Source organism: Sinomicrobium sp., from assembly GCA_029266035.1.
Classification (GTDB): Bacteria; Bacteroidota; Bacteroidia; order Flavobacteriales; family Flavobacteriaceae; genus Sinomicrobium.
This window is the reverse complement of the sequence record JAJUFH010000009.1, coordinates 32,462-54,252: the sequence shown is the minus strand read 5'-3', so window position 1 is coordinate 54,252 and position 21,791 is coordinate 32,462. Positions and strand designations below refer to the sequence as shown.

Below are 21,791 nucleotides of genomic sequence, written 5' to 3'. Positions count from 1 at the left end.
AAAACATAAAGATACTGACATGAATAAAAAGAATATTTACTTCGCAACCATACTCCTTTTGGTCTTTGTCTTTTCAGGCTGTTCTGATTTTCTGGAAGTAGAGCCGAAGTCGTCTTGGAAAGCTGAGTCCTTTTACTCTTCTAAAGAAGAAGCTGAGCTAGCTCTGGCAGGAATATACGGAACCATTGCTAACGACGATGTATACGGCTGGAATTTCAATGTGGTCATAGAAGCCGGAACAGATGAGACTTATACAAATACACCTAATAACACCTCGTGGGATCCTGCCTTGTATTTACATACTCCTTCAAATGATAAAATTGGTAATGTATGGCTGAGGTTTTACACAGTAATTCAGTTTGTTAATCAGTTTGAAACCAACTTGGATCCGAATATGTTTGAACAAGAAGAGTACAACAATCTTCTTGCAAGGGCACGTTTTATGAGAGCCTTTTCATATTTTACCCTTGCAAATTGGTTCGGACCGGTACCTTTGAGACTTACTCCAAGTTCTTCACAAGAAGACAATCACGTACCTCCGTCTCCTGTATTTGATGTGTACAGCCAGGCAGAAAAAGACTATTTGTTTGCGGCTGAACATTTGCTACATTCCAAAAGTCCAGACTATGTTCCCGGTGAACCCAATAAAATGGCGGCACATGGGCTTCTTGCTCGACTCTATTTAAAGATGGGAGGCTTTCAGCCTTATTTGGCAGCCAACGATGCAGATTGTTACTTCGAGAATAGGCAACAGTACTTTGAAAAGGCAAAGCAGCAGTGTGAGATTATTATCAATGACGGTTGGCATAGTATTGTACCTTACAGTGTAGATCCTGAGAGTTATAGAAATCATTTTCTGACTTATTTACAAGATAGGTACGACCTCAAGGAATCTCTCTTCGAGATTTCCTTTGGTAACTTTCAGCAAATGGGGTTGCGTGTTGACGGGAGATTGGGGAATATTAATGGGGTGTCATTTACTGGGACTGCCGATATTCCTCGTGGTTTTGCTAATGTAAGTGCTGCACTACCGCTTTACAATGCGTATTCTGGCGAAGATGCGAGGAGAGAGTGGAGTTTGGCCGGATATCGCAACCAATATTCCAATTCTACGCAAAGATATACGATGCGCTATTATCTCGATAAGCCCTTAAATCAGAAATACGCTATAGGCAAATTTAGAAGATGGGAACCGGCAGATATGGAAGCTTTGAAAGCGGCCGGATCTATGGTTGATGCCCCTTATACCATCCTCAATTCAACGCCAGGTTCGGATAAGGACCCTAATTTTACTAGTATCAATTTCCCAATTTTGAGGTATTCAGATGTATTATTGATGCATGCAGAAGCAATTATAGGAGGAAGATATGGAACCAATCCAGCTAATGATGCAGCGGTCAACAGCCTTAATATCGTAAGGGAAAGAGCTGGTTTAGAACCTTATACAGGAAGCCTTAATCACGATGATTTTTTTAAAGAAATAGTAGACGAAAGGTTGAGGGAATTGTGTTTCGAAGGATTGAGAAAACAGGATTTGATACGGTGGCATATGTTAGAAGAAAAATTACAGGAAACCGATGCAGCTATTAAAAACAATGAAGCGTATAGTGCAAGTGATTTGTATCATCAAACCTATTTGTCTGCAGGAGAAAATTTTGATAGAACTAAACACCTTCTTTTGCCTTATCCGTTACAGGAAACACTTATAAATCAGCAACTTGATCAAAGAGATGGTTGGTAGTGTATAGCTCAAAAAATTGGATAAATGAAGACTTTATTTGGAGTGTTTAACCGTAAGTATAAGAGGATTTTAAAGGGAGTTTTTGCTGTGTTGGCTCTTGCTGTAAGTGTAGAGCTCTTAGCACAAAACGCTACTTCAGAGCTTTCTTATAACTATGCTGATATAGCTGAACATCCGAGGTTATTGCTGAACAAGGATGGATCGGAAGAGCTAAAAGCATCACTAAAGAGAAATCCGGAGTTTAAAGCGATTGATAGCTATATACAGCAAGTGTCGGACGATTTGCTCACTGAAGCCCCCTTAATCTTTAAAAAGAGAGGGAAAAGACTACTGGCAGTTTCCCGTAAGGCACTTACTAGGTTGTATTACCTGTCGTATTCGTATCGCATAACAGGAGATTCCAGGTACCTAAACAAGGCGGAGGAAGAACTCAATGCGGTCTGTGATTTTGAAAGCTGGAACCCTTCGCATTTCCTCGATGTCGGGGAGATGTGTATGGCAGTGTCTATTGCCTACGATTGGTTGTACTACGATCTGCAGCAAAATACTAAGGAAAAAGTGAGGAAGGCTATAGTGGAAAAGGCCTTTAAACCTTCGTATGTGAAAAAAGATGCCTGGTTTTTAGACAAGAACAGCAATTGGAATTCTGTGTGTAACGCCGGATTGGTCTTTGGCGCCTTGGCTATAATGGAAGATGAAAAGGACGAATCAATTGCCATTATAGAACGTTCCTTAAAGTCCAATTTATTACCTCTTGAGGCCTATGCTCCAGATGGAAATTACCCGGAGGGACCGGGATATTGGAATTATGGTACTACCTTTCAGGTTATGATGATTGCAGCCCTAGAGAGTGCTTTGGGTTCGGATAATGGACTTTCAAAAGCTCCAGGCTTTCTCGAATCGTCCTACTATATGCTCTTTTCTGGAGGACCTTCGGGTGATTATTTTAATTATTACGACTGTGGGCCTAGGCAAACTGCACGTTCTTCTATGTTTTGGTTTGCCGAAAAACTGGACGATCCGTCGTTGGTGTATCAAGAAATCGATATGATCCGCAGCGGAGTGTACAACCAGGTTGTGTCCTCAGATATCGAAAGAGTATTGCCTAATGCCTTGGTCTTCGGAAAAGGGTTGACACTGTCTGAGGTGAAGACACCGACTCAAAATATGTTTACCGGTCACGGGATCACTCCGGTAACTTTTGTTCGTACAGGCTGGGAGGGTCCGGATGTAAAATATCTCGGTATCAAGGGCGGTAGCGCCTCCGACGGGCATTCGCATATGGATCAAGGCACCTTTGTGTACGATACAGGCAATCTGCGATGGGCTATGGATTTTGGCCTTCAGAGTTATATTACCCTAGAATCTAAAGGAGTAGATCTGTGGAACCTCGATCAGGATGCACAGCGATGGGATATATTCAGATACAATAACCTGAATCACAATACATTGACTATCAATAATCAACGTCATAATGTTGAGGGCAAGGCAGAGATAGTAGAAACCTTTGAAAAGAAAGCTGAAATGGGGGCTAAAGTAGATCTTACCTCGGTGCTTAACTTTGATAATGAGTTAAAGACTGCAACCCGTAAAGCGGTAATTGTAGATGGAGATTATCTGAAGATAGAAGATGTTCTAGAGACTAATGACAAAGCTGTTGATCTCCGTTGGAATATGGTCACTAGGGCAGCTGTAGAAATTGTTGACAAAAGAACTATCAAGCTCTCTCAGAAAGGAAAGACCATGCTGTTTAAGGTAGATACAGATATACCGGTAAAATTGGCCATCCGACCTTCCGAAAATCCCAGTCAGTACCAATGTGAGTTCGGCAATTACAAGTACGGAGATTACAACCAGAAAAATAAGGGGACGATAATGCTTGGGTTTGATGCTGTTGTACCTGCGAATACTGAAGTGAAATTTACAGTTACCCTTAAAGAAGGTGAATCAGATCTGAAATTAAAAAGCAACACCATTATTCTGGACGCTCCAAATCCGAGTACAGCTACTGAGGGCAACAAGGTTTCATCTGATTCTTCTCCCATAGGAATAGGGCCTTCAGGAGATGTCTACCCCTTAGAAACTCCCGATTGGAATACTTATGGAAAGATAGATATCAAAGGTGTGTACAACAAGTCTTTCAAATTCCGAATCAATGCTAAAAGAATTGATTCAGGAGGCATAGTTAATGCCGGTATCGATCGATCGGCCAGTGGCTTGTTGGGAGTCAGGGGAGGGGAAGGCAATGGTATAGAAAAAAATGAAGGTTATATGTTGGGGCTGGACCTCAGTGATATTGATACTTCTGTAAGTTTTCAGCTTTCCAAAATAGGCTTTTTGTTTTTAGGCGAAGGAGAATCCTGTACTATTGTCAACAGACAGCTCCCGGGAAAAATGATGGTGTATACCGGAAAAGATCATGCAAAGGTTAAGGAAGTGACTATAACATCAACACACAAACGAAAAATGGTAGATGTTTCAGAATTAGGGATTTCGCTAAAAGGTGGGACAAACTACGAAGACTTCTTATCCTTGTTCAATACCAGCAAGGCAGGGAATTTTAGAATTACCGGCTTTGAATTTAAAATAAATAACTAATAGCACTTTTATGAAATGCTTTAAAAAGATAATCACCTATTGTTGTATTTTTTTCTATGTCTTGGCGAGCTACGGTTTTCAGGATGCAAAAGGTTCTGAAACAGTAGATTTCGCAGCAAAATACATAAAGGAATGGGAGAAAGTCATTCCAGAAAACTATAAAAATGTCGTAAGTCGTATACGAAAGGAGCATCCGAGGGTATATATCAACAAGGATATGCTAAACGATATAAGGTCGAGAGCACGGCACAAATACCACCGGCATTTTCAGCGAACAAAAAAGCGGATCGATACACTGTTAAAGTTACCGGTACTATTTAAAGATTCGACCATAACCGACGGCTCACAAAGCAAGGATCACGAATATGGCTATGCCGCTTCCGATGGAGCTTTGCTATACCTAATTACCGGTGAGCAAAAATACCTCGATTACACTAAGAGGGTACTGCGAGCATTAGCGGGGTATTACACTTTTAGAAATGAACAAAAACTCAATGTACACTGGCGCGCCAATTCCAGAATTAGCGCTTTGTCGGCTTACGACTGGATATTTGATGAGCTGTCAAAGAAAGAGCGAATTGAAATAGGTCTGCCTCTGCTCAAAGCAATACGGGTTATGGTACCCGATGGGAGCAGAAAACCCTTTATTCGCGACAATTGGGGAGATTATAAGGGAGGGTATTACGGACCTCCGTCTTTAGCCTGGTATGCGGGATTGGTATTTTACAAAGCAGGCATAGACGACAGGCTAGCCGAAGAGTTGCTCAAAAAGGGCTTTGAAGATTATTGGAAATTACTGGAGTATCGAAAGGCTTTGGCTGGGGATGATGGAGGAGCTTCATCTGCAGTTATGGAATACGCCATTAAAGCCTATCCCTGGGCAGAATTTAATTTTTTTCACACAGTGCAATCGGCCACGGGTATAGATCTTTCTAAACAATTTACCTATCCTATTGACTTTCTCTATTACTTGGTATGGAATTGGTTGCCTGGAAAACGCCATTTCGGTTATGGCGATGTAGACCACGTGAGCAACAAACTCCCTTTGAGGGATATGTATATGCACTCGCGTCAGTTGGAATACTTTTACAAGGAGGATCATCCAGAGATGATGCCCTATATCAACTGGATAGCTACACAAGTAAGACCGCAAAATTTTGACATCATTCCGTTTACGCGTTATCTCTTGCCCAATTACAACGATGGCCTTGCAGCAAGAGGAAAGGAATATCACCTTCCCGAATTGCCTTTGGCTATGAATTTTGAAAATATGGGACAGGTATTTATGCGCTCCGGATCTGAAGAAGACGATACCTATGTGATGTTTGCCGCTGGCGGGGTTATGGATAATCACCGACATTACGACAACAATAATTTTGTGATTTACAAAAACGGATACAGAACTGTAGATTCGGGTACGAGACCGGAACCCGGGCAACACCTCACACATTACTATTGCCGCAGTGTGGCTCATAACTGTGTGCTTATCAGAATGCCCGGTGAGCGTTTTCCCAAATACTGGGGCGGACCAGCGTCGACGGAAACTCCTAAGCCTATTCCGAACGACGGTGGACAAAGAGTGAAGTTGGGCTCTGAATTGATAGGTTACAGTTACGACAAAAATTATGTCTACACAGCATCCGACGCTACGGTTGCTTATCACCAAAAAAAGGCCTCAGAAGTGATTCGGCAGTTTGTCTTTATCAAGCCGGATGTGTTTGTGGTCTTCGATCGAGTTGGAGCCAAGGTGGCCGACTATCCGAAAACTTGGCTTTTACACACCGCATCTGAGCCGGTTATAGACCAGTCCGGCAAGGAATTTTCTGAAGGGGGAGATGGCGGAAAACTGTTTTGTCGAACTATATTTCCAGCCGATGCGCAGTTGACTAAGATCGGTGGTCCAGGCAAACAATTCTGGTCGGATGGACAGAATTGGCCACTTCCGGTACTCACCCCAGAAGACTGGAGTTATCCTAAAAATAGCAAACAGAAATCGTGGGAAAACAAACCTTTACTCGGACAGTGGCGTATGGAGATAAGTCCTGGAAAAGCTAGGTTACACGACAGTTTTTTACACCTGATTCAGGTAGGGGATACTGCACTTCACAAAATGGTTTCGTCTAAATCCATCACTGCGAAAAACCGGAAAGGGGTATCGTTTAATTACCGTGGTAAAGACTACGAAATAATGTTTACAGAAACCGGTACTGTAGGTGGAAGCATACGAATAAGTAAACAAGGTAAAACAATAGCAGATGAAGAATTTACCACAACAGTAGCACCACAACAAAGTCTACTCTATACCGATCTTAAAAAAAATTGAAAATCATAAAACAATGAACAATAAAACAAGTATTCCATCGAAATCTCTTCTTTTCGGACTTGTGATTTTTGCAGTATTTTTTTCTTGCAAGGAAGTCCCGGCTCAGGAAGATAAATACAAATATGTGCCCGATGGCTATCTCGACGAGGCAAAACAGATACCGGATTATTGGATGAGTACCTTATCCGATATTCAGCGTTTCACCAAAGAAAAAGTAAAGAAAGGGCAGGTAGAGGTATGTGGAACTTCTGCAGGAGGTCGTCCTATTATCTCGATTTCATACGGGACAAAGCGAAAAGGGGGAGGGAGTACTACCTTTTCGGGATCAACAGCTGTTTCCGATATATCTGTTTATCGCGGAGAAGACAGTGACAAATTGGTATATATGGGTATAGCCGGAGTGCACGGTTTTGAACTGGAGGGTATAGTAGGTATGCTCAATCTGATAGAAGTATTCGAAACTGGCAAGGATCTGAAAGGCAAAGCTTGGCCAGAACTAGCTGTATTACCCGAAAAAATAGGACGCATTGTTTTAATACCTCTGGTAAATCCCGACGGACGCGCCCGCGTTCCTATTATTATGGAACCAAACCGCGGTGGAGCCCCTGACTCTTTTACCGTTCACGAATATTTAAATACTGGTGGCAAGAAAGACGGAACCATCATCGGATGGCCAGATGTGAAGAAGTATATCCCTATGAAATTTGATGATTTTGGCTTTGCTGGAGGCTATCCCAACGATGCCGGAGTCAATATTATGCACGACGATTTTTTGGGTTCCCCTCAACCGGAAACGCGTATGTTGTTTGACATTGCAGCCGCAGAAAAACCCGATCTTATTATGAATATGCACACAGGAGTACCGAAGAATAATTACTTTATGCAGGTGCATCGGCCATTTTGCGAACCCGGTCTTCAGCCGGTATTTGATCAATTATACCGAAAAACCAAAACGAGTTTAGCACATAATAAATTGCTGGGAAGTGAAGACCTGTCTGTCGAAGCAGATCCTTCCAAAGTAAAAATGTCTTTTGGTACCAACCTGGGTTCTGCATTAAACTTGCTATGCGGGGCGCTAAGTGTTGTCATAGAATCTCCAAGCCACGGTTTTTCGGGTACCAACCTAGCCGGAGAGCCGGCGGTACACACCCCTGAAATGCTGATTGATGCTCAGCTTATAGCACATAGAGAATCGCTAAAGTTTCTCTTGGAAAGCGGAGGGAGACCAGCTTGGGAGAAAATGGCTAAGGCAGATAAGTAAGGGCTTAGATGTTTTCCGACTGTTTGCTGAGATTCAGTTGTCTTGAATAGCTTGTAATTTGCGGGTTAAGGTAAAACAAAAATGACTGAGTGAAGAAGCTGAGTGTTAGGTGTATCGAAGTCACCAGTATATAATAATTACTAATAAACTAAACCGAAAAACGATTGCATTATGAAATTAAAATTAAAAACCCCTTTAATTTTTTTATTTGCGTTCTCATTGTTCTTGGGCTGTTCGGACGATGACAACGGTAATCAAGTGACAGACAACGGTACCATGGCCGGTATTAGAAAGGTTACTCCTGCTACAGCCTTGCCGGGCAATCACGTGATTATTAACGGAGTAAACTTCGGATCTGACGAAGGAGCGATAAAAGTGATGTTTGACGAAGAAGAGGCTGAGATTGTCGCATTTTCAGCTGGTCGTATCGAAGCCGTAGTACCACCGGATACAGACGAAGCGGGATATGCTAAAATACAGTTGGAGGTTGCAGGTGTTTTGTCTAATCAATACTACTTTACCTATGGTTTTTCACAGCCGTCTATAGCGTCGATTACAGATGCTCATATAGGCGAGTTGGTAAAAATATCGGGTACGGGTTTTGGCAATAAGCCGGAACATACTACAGTGACCTTTGGCGGTGCGGATGTAGAATTGCTTTCAGTGGCCGATACCTTGATACAGGTCAATGCACCTGATTTGTCTGGAAGCATTTCTATGGATGTACAAGTAAAAGTTGGTGAGAAGACATCGAGTGTAGTTACTTTTACTTACCTCGACGATTTGTACGCCAATCCGGTTGTAGCTCAAAGCTTGCCCGACCCTACGGTGATCAGAGCTCAAGACGGAATGTACTATTTGTACGCTACTGAAGATATTAGGAATACTCCGATTATGCGCTCTAAAGACCTGGTGTCGTGGGAGCAGGTCGGTACGGCTTTTACCGATGAAACCCGACCTACATTCGAGCCAGGTGGCGGACTTTGGGCTCCCGATATACAGTTTATCAACGGGCAGTATGTATTGTATTATTCCATGTCGGTATGGGGTGGTGAATGGACCTGTGGTATTGGTGTGGCTACTTCCGACAGTCCGGAAGGACCCTTTACCGATCACGGAAAACTATTCCAGAGTGAAGATATCGGTGTTCAGAACTCAATCGATCCCAACTTGGTAGAAGACAACGGTAAAAAATATCTTTTTTGGGGAAGTTTTCGGGGTATTTATATGATAGAGATGAACGATGATGGGCTTTCGGTTAAAGAAGGTGCAGAGAAACAACAGGTGGCAGGTACCTGGTTTGAAGGGGTGAACATCCACAAAAGGGATAATTACTACTATATGTTTGCTTCCATAGGTTCTTGTTGCGAAGGAATAAACAGTACTTATCAGCTGGTTGTAGGGCGTTCGGAGAATCTGGCAGGGCCTTATGTTAATAGAAGTGGAACAGATATGATGGTTAACGGTTATACGCTGGTTATCGATAAAAACGAAAGCTTTGTGGGGAATGGTCACAGTTCGGAAATCGTTCAAGACGATGCAGGAAATGATTGGATACTCTATCACGGTGTTCGCACTAGCGATCCTTCCGGCCGGGTGTTGATGCTCGACCAAATTCAGTGGGATGAGGAGGGATGGCCATATATCACTAGTGGTACGCCATCTACCGCAGCCATGGCACCGGTGATTAACAATTGATGGCTTAATTGTTTGTACAGCTAGATATAAAGAAATATGTTCTATAAAAATGATACCTTGCTGATATCGTAAAGTCATCAGAATTATAATTCATTGCTTTTAAACGATTTCGAGAATTAAATTAGAAGTATTACAAACACAAACAATCAACTATGATTTCAGCAAGAAAAAAGGCTTTTTGGATGAGGAAGCCAGAATTATTGTACTTCCTTGTCATGGCATTTACACTGGTATTTACAGCCTGTAAAGAGAAGAAAAAAGAGGTGGCAACCCACCAGGAGGCACAGCAGCCTCCAAATGTGGTTATCTTTTACCTCGACGACTTGGGATACGGCGATCTCAGCTGTTACGGAGCTACGGAGATCGCGACTCCCAATATCGACAGGCTTGCTGATGAAGGGGTGCGTTTTACCAATGGATACGCCACCTCAGCTACCTGTACCCCGAGTAGATATGCCATATTGACGGGTACGTATCCGTGGCGCAACAAGAGCGCTAAAATACTTCCGGGAACAGCCCCGTTGCTGATTACTACCACTCAGAAAACCCTGCCCAAAATGTTTAAATCACAGGGCTACGCTACAGGTATCGTGGGTAAATGGCATCTCGGGCTAGGAGAAGGACAGCTAAATTGGAATGAACATATCTCTCCAGGTCCTAACGAGGTGGGGTTTGATTACTCTTATGTAATGGCTGCCACCCAAGATCGTGTGCCTACAGTTTATATTGAAAATGGCGATGTAGTCGGACTTGATCCAGACGATCCTATCGAGGTGAATTACGAAGAGAATTTTGAAGGAGAACCCACAGCACTCACACATCCGGAAATGTTGAAAATGAAATGGCATCACGGCCACAACAACAGTATAATAAACGGTATTCCGAGAATAGGTTTTATGAAAGGAGGGGAAGCCGCACGCTGGAAAGACGAGGAGATGGCCGATCATTTTCTGAAAAAGGCAAAGCAGTATGTGAAAGATCATAAACAGGATCCCTTCTTTTTGCACTATACCCTGCAACAGCCACATGTACCCAGAACGCCGCATCCCCGCTTTGCCGGAAAATCTGGTCTCGGACCACGTGGAGATGTTATTCTCGAAGCCGATTGGGTGGTGGGAGAGTTTATGAAAACCTTGGAAGAGGAAGGTGTTCTTGAAAATACCTTGGTAATTTTTAGCAGTGATAATGGTCCGGTTCTAAACGACGGTTATGATGATGGTGCTGTAGAATTAAAAAAAGGACACGATCCTAATGGAGGTCTCAGAGGCGGTAAGTACAGCTTGTTTGACGCTGGTATGAGAGTGCCGTTTATTACCTATTGGAAAGGTAAAATCGATCCTCGTGTTTCCGATGCTCTTGTCTGTCAGATAGATTTACTGGCCTCATTAGCCAAATTGGCGGGAACACAGGAAAACAGTACTGATAGTGAAGAGATGTTGGATGTCTTGTTGGGGAAAGGTGAACAGGGCAGGGAATCTCTGGTACTCGAAGCTACTACGAGAACTGCCTTTAGAAAGGGCGATTGGATAATGATTCCTCCTTATAAAGGACCAACCCTAAACGAAATGGTAAATATAGAATTGGGTAATGCCGACGAATTTCAACTGTACAATATGAACAACGACAAAGCTCAGCAGCATAATCTCGCTGAGCAAGAACCGGAAAAACTGAAAGAGATGATAGCCGATTTTGAAGCGGTAAGAGGAAAAGATTACGGCACTATAGAACAGTTGGAGTTAAAGTAGAAATATGAGATGCCAAAATTGTATATACACTAAGGGTAATATGCGAGATTAAAGCGATACTTAAACCACCGATCTATACTGATAAAAAATAAAAACAATCAATTATAAAATTAAAAAAAGAGATTATGACGTATTCAGAATTCAGGTATGCACATCATCCTGAGGATGTAAAGAGATATACGACGGAAGAATTAAGAGAACATTTTCTGATTGAAAAACTGTTTGTAAAAGACGAGATACGACTTACCTATACCATGTACGACCGCTATATTGCTGGTGGTGCATTTCCAGTGGAAAAAGCTTTAAAATTGGAAACCATAGAAGAGCTTAAAGCTGACTACTTCCTAGAGCGAAGAGAACTGGGAGTGATCAACGTAGGCGGGAAAGGAAAGATTACTGTAGACGGAGAAGTCTATGAACTGAATCATAAAGAAGCGCTTTATGTGGGCAGAGGTCACAAGGAAGTGGTATTTGAAGCGGAAGGAGGAGAGCAGCCATATTTCTACATCAATTCGGCTCCTGCACATACCAGTTATCCTACGAAAAAGGTGACCCGTAAAGAGGCAGAGATTGTCGAATTGGGCGATGGTAAATACTCTAACAAACGCACCATAAACAAGCTGTTGGTAAACAGTGTTGTCCAAACCTGTCAGTTGCAGATGGGAATGACGGAGCTCAAGGAGGGAAGCGTGTGGAACACCATGCCTGCACATACGCATGAACGCCGTATGGAAGTCTACTTTTACTTCGACCTAGAAGAGGGACAAACCATCAGCCATTTTATGGGACAACCGGAGCAGACGCGTCATATTTTTATGAAAAATCACCAAGCTGTAATCTCTCCTGAATGGTCTATTCACGCTGGTGCTGGGACGAGCAATTACACTTTTATCTGGGGTATGGCCGGTGAAAATCTCGACTACGGAGATATGGACGGAGTTGCCCCTGATGCGCTGAAATAATATAAAATTACAAAAGCTTAATACTATGAATTTGTTTGATCTGACTGGGAAAACAGCTCTTATTACTGGAGGTACTCACGGTCTCGGAATGGCTATTGCCAACGGACTGGCTTCGGTAGGTGCTGAGTTGATAATTACGGGTACCACGCCCAAAAAAATGGATGCCGCCATAACGCAGTACAGAGAAAAAGGATATAAGGCCACTCCCTATCTATTCGATGTAACCGATGAGGAAGGAGCGGAAAAGGCTGTAAATGTTATGCTTGAAAAGCACGGAAAAATCGATATTCTGGTCAATAATGCCGGGATTATTGCAAGGCAAATGGCTGTAGATATGGAAGTAGCCGATTTCCGGAAAGTGATAGACGTAGATCTCGTAGGACCCTTTATCATGTCGAAATTGGTGGCTCGCGATATGATAAAGAGAAGATCGGGAAAGATTATCAATATGTGTAGTATGATGAGTGAATTGGGACGCGATAATGTAAGTGCCTATGCCGCCGCTAAAGGCGGACTGAAAATGCTGACCAAAAACCTCGCTACCGAATGGGCCCGATACAATATTCAGGTAAACGGTATAGGGCCGGGCTATTTTGCTACTTCACAAACCGAACCTATACGGGTAGACGGAAATCCGTTTAACGAATTCATTATCAACCGCACTCCTGAAGGGCGTTGGGGTGAACCCGACGAATTGGCAGGAACGGCCATTTATCTGGCTTCCGGAGCCAGCAATTTTGTAAATGGACAGGTGGTGTACGTAGATGGGGGAATCCTAGCTACTATTGGAAAACCGGCTGGAGAATAGATAGAGCTGACACTGTGATGCAAATGAAAAATCCAATTAAAATTGTCACTTTCGGAGAGGTGCTGATGCGCTTATCACCTCCAGATTATCGCAAACTAGTACAGTCTGATACCTTAGAATACTATTTCGGAGGGACTGAAATGAATGTGGCGGTATCACTCTCTCATTTTGGGTTGTATACGCAGCAAATTACTAATGTTTCCGACGATCTGGTGGGCGATGCCGCTATCTCGGTGATGAGAAGTCACGGTATAGATGTGTCAAAAGTAAACAGGGTACCACATCCTTTAGGACTTTATTTTATGGAAACAGGATCGGGTATGAGAGCTAGCCGTATAGCTTACAACAGACTACACGGAGCCTTTGCTCATATTCGTCCTGATATGGTAGATTGGGAGAGGGCACTCATGGATGCAGATTATTTACATTGGACTGGTATTTCTCCGGCGATATCTGAAGGGGCATATCAAACGCTCAGAAAAGGGCTGGAAGTTGCCAATCAACTCGGAGTTACCGTGACTGCCGATCCGGCATACCGGAGCAATTTGTGGCAATACGGACGAAAAGGTACTGAGGTGCTGAAAGAATTGATGCACTATTCTCATATACTAATAGGAGGAGTTAACGAAATAAACGAAGTGCTGGGAACCGATTTCGACCACTCGAAAGATGGTTTTATAAGTGCTTGTAAGCGTTTGCAGAGCGATTGTCCGAATATCACTAAGGTTTTTGACAAGGTAAGAACCGGACTTAGTGCTAGTTGGCAGAAAGTTTATGGACAAGCTTGGACTGGTAGTGAGTATATTTTGAGTGAGGAACTCGAAATATCGCAGGTGGTAGATCGCATAGGAACGGGCGATGCCTTTGCAGCCGGGGTGATATACGGACTCATTCATTTTGACGACAGAGATACCTTGAGCTATGCCAATGCGGCTTGTGCTTTGAAACACACTATTCCCGGCGATTCCAACCTGGTCAGTGTAGAAGAGGTGCTCGAGGTGATGCAGGGCGATACAGGGGGGAGAATAAAGAGGTGAAGAGTGTTGGTAAGTGATAGATAGAGGGTTTAAATGATTGAAATCAACGTAAAAAATTGTAAAAAATGGCGAGTTATTCAAGAATAGATGTGGTCTTGACTATGAAATCGGGAGGGATGGTTCCTGTGTTCTATCATCCTGATCCGGAAATATGTAAAAAGATAATCCAGGCTTGCTACGACGGAGGGGTAAGAGTGTTTGAATTTACCAACAGAGGTGACCTTGCTCATGAGGTGTTTAGAGAACTCAAGGAGTTTGTAAACCAAACACTTCCGGGTATGATACTCGGTGTAGGCTCTGTTGTAGATGCCGGAACCACATCGCTTTACCTTCAATTGGGGGCAGACTTTGTCGTCTCACCCTTGGTCAATTCTGATATGGCCCATTGCTGTAATCGTCGCAAAGTAGCTTGGATACCGGGTTGTGGCTCGGCTTCAGAGATCGGTTATGCGGAAGAACTGGGAGCGGAAGTCGTCAAGATATTCCCAGCAACTCAGGTAGGAGGCCCCGGCTTTGTAAAGGCGGTAAAGGGACCTATGCCTTGGGTTAGTATAATGCCTACGGGTGGAATAAGACCCGAAAGAGAAGCACTTAAAGCTTGGTTCGATGCAGGAGTGCACTGTGTGGGAATGGGAGGAAAGCTGTTTGTAACTGACTCCGACGGAAATTACAATTGGCAAGCAGTGACCGCCAAAGTGAGTGAAGTGATGGATATTATTGCCAATCTTAGAAAATAGAACTGTATGAGATACCCTATATTTTTGTTTTTTGTGGTGTTGCTTACTTTTTCCTGTAAGTCTGACAAGGATCACAAAGTCTTAAAACTCGGACACGGATTAGACGTGTCGCATCCCGTACATAAAGCGATGCAGTTTATGGCAGACCGATTAGAGGAAAAATCGGGGGGAAAGCTCAGTGTAGAGATTTATCCGAGTCAGCAATTAGGATCGGAACGAGAGTTGTTAGAACTGCTGCAAATAGGCAGTCTTAGTATGACCAAGGTGTCTGCAGGTGCACTGGAAAATTTTGTGCCCAGCATGAGGGTGTTTAGCTTGCCCTTTCTCTTTCGTGATGAGGAACACCGCTTTGCAGTATTTGACAGTGAAATAGGGAAAGAGCTGCTAAATGCCAGCGTTCCCAAACGCTTAAAGGGACTCACCTTTTACGATGCCGGAAGCAGAAGTTTCTACACCCAAACACCTGTGCACACTCCCGACGATCTCAAAGGACTTAAAATACGTGTTATGGAAAGTCAGACAGCCGTAGATATGATGAAGAGTTTGGGGGGGGCACCTACGCCTATAGCCTGGGGCGAACTCTACACTGCTCTGCAACAAGGCATAGTAGACGGTGCGGAAAACAACCTGCCCAGCTTTTATCTGTCTTATCACTACGAGGTGTGTAAGTACTTTATTGTAGACGAACACACATCCATTCCCGACGTACTTATGATGAGCACTACTATCTGGAATCAGTTGGACGAACAGGAAAAAAAGTGGGTTACAGAAGCTGCTCAAGAATCGGCTGTATACGAAAAGAAACTGTGGAAAGAAGCCTCAGCATATGCTCTGGAAGAGATAAAGAAAAAAGGGGTGGAGGTTATCTATCCGGAAAAAGAAGTTTTTCGAGATAAGGTAAAACCCATGTACGAAGATTTTATGCAGGATCTCGACATGAAAAGGATTATAGAGGGCATTCAGGCAATTAACAACTAATATACCGGTATGAAACGAATTCTAAACAAATTGTTGGGGAGTTTTCTCGTGATACTCATGGCACTAATGGTACTGTCTGTATTGTGGCAGGTGGCTTCGCGTTACATAGCGCAATCTCCGAGTGCATTTACCGAAGAGTTGTCGCGTTATCTGCTTATCTGGCTCGGTGTACTCGGGGCGGCTTATGCTTCGGGACAACGAGAACACTTGGCCATAGATCTGTTGAGCTCTAGATTAAACAAGTCGAAACAAATAAGGCTAAACATATTTATCAACCTGCTCATCGTATTCTTTGCCTTTTTTGTCCTCCTTATTGGAGGAGCGAATTTAGTGTACGTCAATTACGAGTTGGGGCAGCATTCCTCTGCCTTACACATACCACTTTATCTGGTGTATACGGTTGTTCCGATCAGCGGCTTGTTGATAATAACTTATAAGATAGATGAATTGTTTAACGCAAAAGAAGAGCTGTCATGATATCTGAGATTCTCGTATTAGTTATAACTTTTACAGTACTCCTCGGCATAGGGGTTCCCGTAGCCTGGTCTATCGGAATTTCCTGTGTATGTACTATGTTACTCACCATTGATTCTATTCCTGCACTTACTACAGTAGCTCAGCGTATGGCTACCGGATTGGATAGCTTTTCGTTGCTTGCCATTCCGTTTTTTATTCTCGCAGGGCAGATTATGAATCAGGGAGGAATAGCTCGCAGGCTTATCAACTTTGCCAAATCACTAATAGGGGCACTCCCTGGTGGACTTATATATGTGAATGTCATTGCGGCTATGTTGTTTGGTGCCATTTCGGGCTCGGCAGTTGCAGCTGCCTCGGCCATAGGTGGGATAATGGCTCCGAGAATGGAAAAGGAAGGTTATTCTAAAGAGTTTGGAGCTGCTATCAATATAACTGCATCTACTACCGGAGTGATTATACCACCTTCCAATGTTTTTATCGTCTACTCCTTGGCCAGTGGCGGGGTTTCTATAGCTGCGCTGTTCCTCGCGGGCTATCTTCCTGGTATTCTTATGGGGTTGGCCTTGATGCTCGCAGCGACTTATTGGATACGCAAGAAAAAATATCCTGCAGGTGAACGCAGTAATATCCGCACCATAGCCGGAACTTTTCTCGATGCGCTGCCTAGCTTGCTTCTCCTTGTCGTAGTCATCGGAGGGATAGTCTCCGGAGCTTTTACCGCTACAGAAGCCTCGGGAGTAGCAGTGCTTTACACTCTGATATTGGCGATGATTTATCGCGAAATGGATTTGAAACGACTGTTTGACGTATTTCTTAGCTCGGTTAGTACCACCGCTATTGTAGCTCTGCTTATAGCAACTTCTATGAGTATGTCGTGGGTGATGTCGTATGAAAATATTCCACAATCTGTTACAGACGTACTCCTCGGACTTAGCGACAATAAATACGTCATTCTTTTAATTATCAATTTGCTGTTGCTCGTGGTGGGAACTTTTATGGATATCACCCCGGCTGTACTGATATTTACACCAATTTTTTTGCCCGTACTGAAAAATCTTGGAGTAGACCCAGTACATTTTGGAGTTATTATGTTGATGAACCTTTGTGTAGGATTGTGTACTCCTCCCGTAGGCTCGGTTTTATTTATCGGAGTGGGAGTGGCCAAAACCTCGATACAAAAGGTGATGAGACCGCTTTTACCGCTTTATTTGGTAATGGCCTTAGTATTGTTGGCGGTGACTTTTATTCCCGCTATCAGTTTGTGGTTGCCGGGACTTTTTGAGTGATACATATCGAAGGCACGGCAAATTAAAAAGTAACTCTCTTTTTAAAGTTTAAACCTATAATCATGAAAACTAAACCTATGAAAAAAAAGAACAATACCACCTGTATTAAGGATGTACTTAAAAGTTGTGGTCTGGCTGTTGCTGTTTCTGCACTTTTATTTTCCTGTAATACTGTTGAGAAAGCCCCAGAGCTTTCGGTAGAAGTTGCTAATCAGCTCGATTTTAAAAGGACAGAAGTAGTCGCCATCCCCGTATCGGAACTCTCTGTGTTTGACGGAACAGATAAAAAACATCTTCGGTTGAGAAAAGATGGAGAAGAAGCCAATATCCGTACACAATGGATCGATTACAATCAAGACGGCATTGCCGACGAATGGTTGTTTCAGGCCGATGTTCCGGCTTCTGGAACTGCAAAATACACCGCTGTAGTAGATAGTGTAAATCCAGAACCGGAAAGCGATGTGATTGCCTATTCGAGGTTTGTTCCAGAGCGCACAGACGACTATACTTGGGAAAACGACAAGGTTGCTTTCAGGGTTTACGGACCTACAGGACAGCGGGAAGCCCTGGCGGGAGTAGCCGGAAGTACCTTGTCTAGCGGGGTAGATATTTGGCTGAAACGAACAGACAAATCGGTGATTGACAAATGGTATGGCGAACACGTAAAAACTCCGGGATATTACCACATAGACCACGGTGAGGGCTATGACCCCTATCACGTAGGCGATAGCAGGGGAACCGGAGGAACCGGAATATGGGAAAACGACAGCCTCTATGTGTCTGAAAATTATGTTTCCTACAATACCATTGCCGCTGGACCACTGCGCACGGTATTTGAATTGAAATATGAACCGTGGAGTGATTACGGTGTAGAAGAGACCAAAAAGGTTACTCTCGACCTCGGTTCTAATTTTTCCAAGTTCGACATCAGTTTGTATGCGACAAAAGATATCCCGAATTACGCGGTAGGCATCACTTTGCACAAAAATGAGGGCGAACACAAAATCAACACAGAGGAGGGCTGGTTCCGGTATTGGGAAACTATAGACAGTACTAAAGTAGGAGAGGGAATAGTGATGGCTCCTACGATTATAGATTCTGCTTTTGCCCGACAGAGTGAAGTGCCAGATCAAAGCAATCTTATCGTCCTTACAAAACCAGGTGACGAGGCTACTTTCTACGCCGGATTTGCCTGGGAGAAAAGCGGACAGGTATCTTCAGTAGAAGAGTGGGATGCCATGCTAAAACGACAAGCCGAGGTAATTGCAGCTCCTCTTGTAGTGAGTGTGAAGTCTGGTGCCAACTGATGGTTGGTAAAATTGCGCCTTCACTTATTTTTTTTAAGCGGGGTTATATGAATAACCTAACAATGGTAGTGGAAGTGTTTTTTATTCTGATTATTTTTGGCTGTTGTAAATTGTAAGTCATGAATGTAAATATTGACAAGAGCTGGAAAGATCTGCTAGAGTCGGAATTTGAAAAGCCTTATTTTGAAAAGCTAGTAAAATTTGTGAAGCAGGAATACAATTCGTTTACATGTTATCCGAAGGGATCTCAGATTTTTGCAGCATTTGAATATTGTAATTTTGAAGATGTAAAAGTGGTAATCATCGGGCAAGACCCTTATCACGGTCCGGGGCAGGCTCACGGGCTCTGCTTTTCGGTAAATGAAGGTATGGCACACCCACCCTCTCTTGTCAACATCTTTAAAGAAATTGAATCCGATCTCGGAATACCTTATCCCGCAAGTGGTAACTTAGAACGCTGGGCAAACCAAGGGGTGCTTTTGCTCAATGCTACCCTTACCGTAAGGGCGCGTGAGGCGGGGAGCCATCAGAACAAGGGATGGGAAACCTTTACCGACGAAGTGATTAAAAAAATATCTGACAAAAAGGAAGGAGTGGTTTTTATGCTGTGGGGAGGATATGCTCGCAAGAAAGGAAATAGTATAGACCGCTCCAAACACTTGGTGCTGGAAACAGGACATCCTTCACCCCTGAGTGCCAACAGAGGCTTGTGGTTTGGGAATAAGCATTTCAGCAAGGCTGATACTTATTTGAGAAAACAGGGCAAGACTCCTGTTAAATGGTGATCTCAATGTGTCAATGCCTTAAAACGGTCTTTACTATATTGTTCAACCTATTTGACTAGTTGGTCGTATGCTTTTTTCTCTTCGATTAGTTTGAGACTTAACAGTTCGTCCTGAACGGCGTCTAATATTTCTACTCCAGGCACAGACTGGCTCCACTTTGTAAGGGAAAGCCATTGCCGTATGTCTTCAGGTCGTTGATCAAAGCGGTTTGCCAGAGTTCGGTCTATACTCGGGATTTGTTTGAAATCGTCTGTATAAATATTGATGACTTCGAGGATGTGTTTTACAAGAGAGGCTTCTTTTTGTAGTATTTCTTCCCTTGCGGCAATTACAAAGCAAGGCCAAGGGGTAGGGCAGTCGCCCACTCGTCTGAATATCCCTTGGTCTACCAGAGGTTTGGTCATAAAGCCCTCCCACATAAAGTAGTCTGCTCTTCCTTCAGTGAGCGCTTGGACGGCTCCATCAATGGTATTGACAATTTCAAAATTGAGTGTAGAAGTGTCCCAACCCATTTTTTTGGCATTCACAAAGGCCATTAGGTGGGAGCCCGAGCCGTAGCGGCTTATGGCTACCTTTTTATCTTTAAGGTCTTCAACAGTTTGGAAAGGCGAAGCTTCCGCAACGTGTATTCCCCATATCAGAGGAGAACCTACATAGGTTTGAACGATGCGCGAGGGATTGCCGGAAACGATATCCCGCACTATACCTTCGGTGAGAATAATGGCAATATCGGCTTCTCCATCGCGTAGCATTTTACACATTTTTCCCGTTCCTTCAGGGGTGTCTATCCACTGTAAATCAATGCCTCTCTGCAAGAATGCACCTTCTTCGATGGCAAAGTGCCACGGAAGGTTGAAGTGTTCCGGTACACCGGTAATCTTTATGGTTTTCATAGCTTGATATTTTTATTTAGACGACACACATCGGAAACCTGTGTGTTGTAATCCGGTATCGGGAGAAGATTTCATTCTAGAAGTTACCCGATATCCCTTGCAATAGGAAGCATTACACAAAAATGATCCTCCTCTCACCACTTTTTTTGCCACAGTGGGTTCCATAGGGTCGTAACTGTTATCAGGCCCTTGTGGATTGTGAACAGTGTCTGACAAGCTTTGGTAATAATCGTCTCTATACCAGTCTGAACACCATTCCCATACATTTCCGGCCATATCGTACAGCCCGTACCCATTTGGCTCATAACTGCCTACAGGAGCTGCGAGATTAAATTTATCCCAGTCAGTGTTTTCGTTGGGAAAAGTGCCCTGCCAGGTATTGGCTTTCGGACTTCCAGTTTCTATATCTTCATTACCCCAGGGATATTTGTTTTCTTTTAATCCGCCTCGAGAGGCAAACTCCCATTCAGCTTCGGTGGGAAGTCTTTTTCCTGCCCATTGAGCATAGGCACGGGCATCGTCCCACGAAATGTGAACAACAGGATAATTGTCTTTCCCTTCAATACTACTACCTTCCCCTTCCGGATGTTTCCAGTTGGCACCTTTTACCCAACTCCACCATTGTGCCGCATTGTTTAGAGGAACCGGATGAGAGGGCGGGGTAAATACCAGAGATGCCGCCACAAAAACACTGTCATGAGGCTTTGGAGTACCCGGTGGTAATTGCGACTTCATATCTTCCCAGTCGGGCACTTTTTCAGCGGTGGTTATATATCCTGTAGCGTCTACAAAAGCGCGAAACTGGGCATTGGTCACCTCTGTTTTATCCATCCAGAATCCGTCTACTTTTACTTGGTGAGCGGGGTATTCGTCCCTTCGGCCTTCGTTGTCGGTGGCTCCCATGGTAAAAGTGCCTCCGGGTATCCACACCATACCCTCACGAGAGGTCTCTCCTGTCGGGATGTTTAGGGTGGTGTCACGTTGTACGGTGAATCTATTGGGAAGATTGCTCTCACAAGAAGTCATCGTATCGGGTACGAGAGTATCGATCTGATTCTCTGCGTTTTTTTCTTTGGTGTTCGTCTGGCAGGACAATATTATACCTGCGAAGACGCTCCTAATACCATAGTGAATAAGCTTTTTGAAATTCATCGA

17 protein-coding genes are annotated in these 21,791 nt (G+C 43.6%); 15 read left to right on the top strand and 2 right to left on the bottom strand.

Going from position 1 to position 21,791, the window contains the following annotated elements; all coding sequences use genetic code 11:
• The first annotated feature begins 19 nt into the window (after window positions 1–19).
• The 15 genes from ACYZZR_RS06350 (at window position 20) to ung (ending at window position 19,743) form a co-directional block, all read left to right on the top strand.
• Complete coding sequence (locus tag ACYZZR_RS06350) at window positions 20–1,741, top strand: RagB/SusD family nutrient uptake outer membrane protein (RefSeq protein ID WP_461533157.1); 1,722 nt, start codon at window positions 20–22, stop codon at window positions 1,739–1,741.
• 24 nt (window positions 1,742–1,765) lie between these two features.
• Complete coding sequence (locus ACYZZR_RS06345) at window positions 1,766–4,339, top strand: heparinase II/III domain-containing protein (protein WP_461533156.1); 2,574 nt, start codon at window positions 1,766–1,768, stop codon at window positions 4,337–4,339.
• Between the two features lie 10 nt (window positions 4,340–4,349).
• Window positions 4,350–6,662: a heparinase II/III domain-containing protein gene (locus ACYZZR_RS06340; RefSeq protein WP_461533155.1), complete on the top strand. Its 2,313-nt coding sequence runs from the start codon at window positions 4,350–4,352 to the stop codon at window positions 6,660–6,662.
• Window positions 6,663–6,675: 13 nt separating this feature from the next.
• Entirely contained in the window at window positions 6,676–7,923 is a 1,248-nt protein-coding gene (locus tag ACYZZR_RS06335) for a hypothetical protein (protein WP_461533154.1), read from the top strand.
• A 171-nt stretch (window positions 7,924–8,094) separates the two neighbouring features.
• On the top strand, window positions 8,095–9,621 hold the full coding sequence (locus ACYZZR_RS06330) for a family 43 glycosylhydrolase (protein ID WP_461533153.1): 1,527 nt from the start codon (window positions 8,095–8,097) through the stop codon (window positions 9,619–9,621).
• A 182-nt stretch (window positions 9,622–9,803) separates the two neighbouring features.
• Window positions 9,804–11,366, top strand: coding sequence for a sulfatase family protein (locus ACYZZR_RS06325; protein ID WP_461533190.1), 1,563 nt, complete (start codon window positions 9,804–9,806; stop codon window positions 11,364–11,366).
• A 125-nt stretch (window positions 11,367–11,491) separates the two neighbouring features.
• On the top strand, window positions 11,492–12,328 hold the full coding sequence (gene kduI, locus ACYZZR_RS06320; protein ID WP_461533152.1) for a 5-dehydro-4-deoxy-D-glucuronate isomerase: 837 nt from the start codon (window positions 11,492–11,494) through the stop codon (window positions 12,326–12,328).
• A 25-nt stretch (window positions 12,329–12,353) separates the two neighbouring features.
• On the top strand, window positions 12,354–13,136 hold the full coding sequence (locus ACYZZR_RS06315; protein ID WP_461533151.1) for a gluconate 5-dehydrogenase: 783 nt from the start codon (window positions 12,354–12,356) through the stop codon (window positions 13,134–13,136).
• Window positions 13,137–13,159: 23 nt separating this feature from the next.
• Complete coding sequence (locus ACYZZR_RS06310) at window positions 13,160–14,173, top strand: sugar kinase (protein ID WP_461533150.1); 1,014 nt, start codon at window positions 13,160–13,162, stop codon at window positions 14,171–14,173.
• A gap of 65 nt (window positions 14,174–14,238) precedes the next feature.
• Window positions 14,239–14,910, top strand: coding sequence for a bifunctional 4-hydroxy-2-oxoglutarate aldolase/2-dehydro-3-deoxy-phosphogluconate aldolase (locus ACYZZR_RS06305; protein ID WP_461533149.1), 672 nt, complete (start codon window positions 14,239–14,241; stop codon window positions 14,908–14,910).
• 6 nt (window positions 14,911–14,916) lie between these two features.
• Window positions 14,917–15,888: a TRAP transporter substrate-binding protein gene (locus tag ACYZZR_RS06300; RefSeq protein ID WP_461533148.1), complete on the top strand. Its 972-nt coding sequence runs from the start codon at window positions 14,917–14,919 to the stop codon at window positions 15,886–15,888.
• 9 nt (window positions 15,889–15,897) lie between these two features.
• Window positions 15,898–16,365, top strand: coding sequence for a TRAP transporter small permease (locus ACYZZR_RS06295; RefSeq protein WP_461533147.1), 468 nt, complete (start codon window positions 15,898–15,900; stop codon window positions 16,363–16,365).
• The gene (locus ACYZZR_RS06290) at window positions 16,362–17,651 is read left to right on the top strand and encodes a TRAP transporter large permease (RefSeq protein WP_461533146.1); all 1,290 of its coding nucleotides are present in this window, start codon (window positions 16,362–16,364) and stop codon (window positions 17,649–17,651) included. Before ACYZZR_RS06295 ends, ACYZZR_RS06290 begins: the two co-directional genes overlap by 4 nt.
• A gap of 62 nt (window positions 17,652–17,713) precedes the next feature.
• The gene (locus ACYZZR_RS06285) at window positions 17,714–18,958 is read left to right on the top strand and encodes a DUF4861 family protein (RefSeq protein WP_461533145.1); all 1,245 of its coding nucleotides are present in this window, start codon (window positions 17,714–17,716) and stop codon (window positions 18,956–18,958) included.
• A 119-nt stretch (window positions 18,959–19,077) separates the two neighbouring features.
• Window positions 19,078–19,743: a uracil-DNA glycosylase gene (gene ung / locus ACYZZR_RS06280; RefSeq protein ID WP_461533144.1), complete on the top strand. Its 666-nt coding sequence runs from the start codon at window positions 19,078–19,080 to the stop codon at window positions 19,741–19,743.
• A gap of 47 nt (window positions 19,744–19,790) precedes the next feature.
• Here the strand turns inward: ung and ACYZZR_RS06275 are convergent, their stop codons facing one another.
• A complete protein-coding gene (locus ACYZZR_RS06275) occupies window positions 19,791–20,636 on the bottom strand; it encodes a substrate-binding domain-containing protein (RefSeq protein WP_461533143.1) in 846 nt (281 codons plus the stop codon).
• 12 nt (window positions 20,637–20,648) lie between these two features.
• The gene (locus ACYZZR_RS06270) at window positions 20,649–21,788 is read right to left on the bottom strand and encodes a formylglycine-generating enzyme family protein (protein ID WP_461533142.1); all 1,140 of its coding nucleotides are present in this window, start codon (window positions 21,786–21,788) and stop codon (window positions 20,649–20,651) included.
• Between the last annotated feature and the right edge of the window lie 3 nt (window positions 21,789–21,791).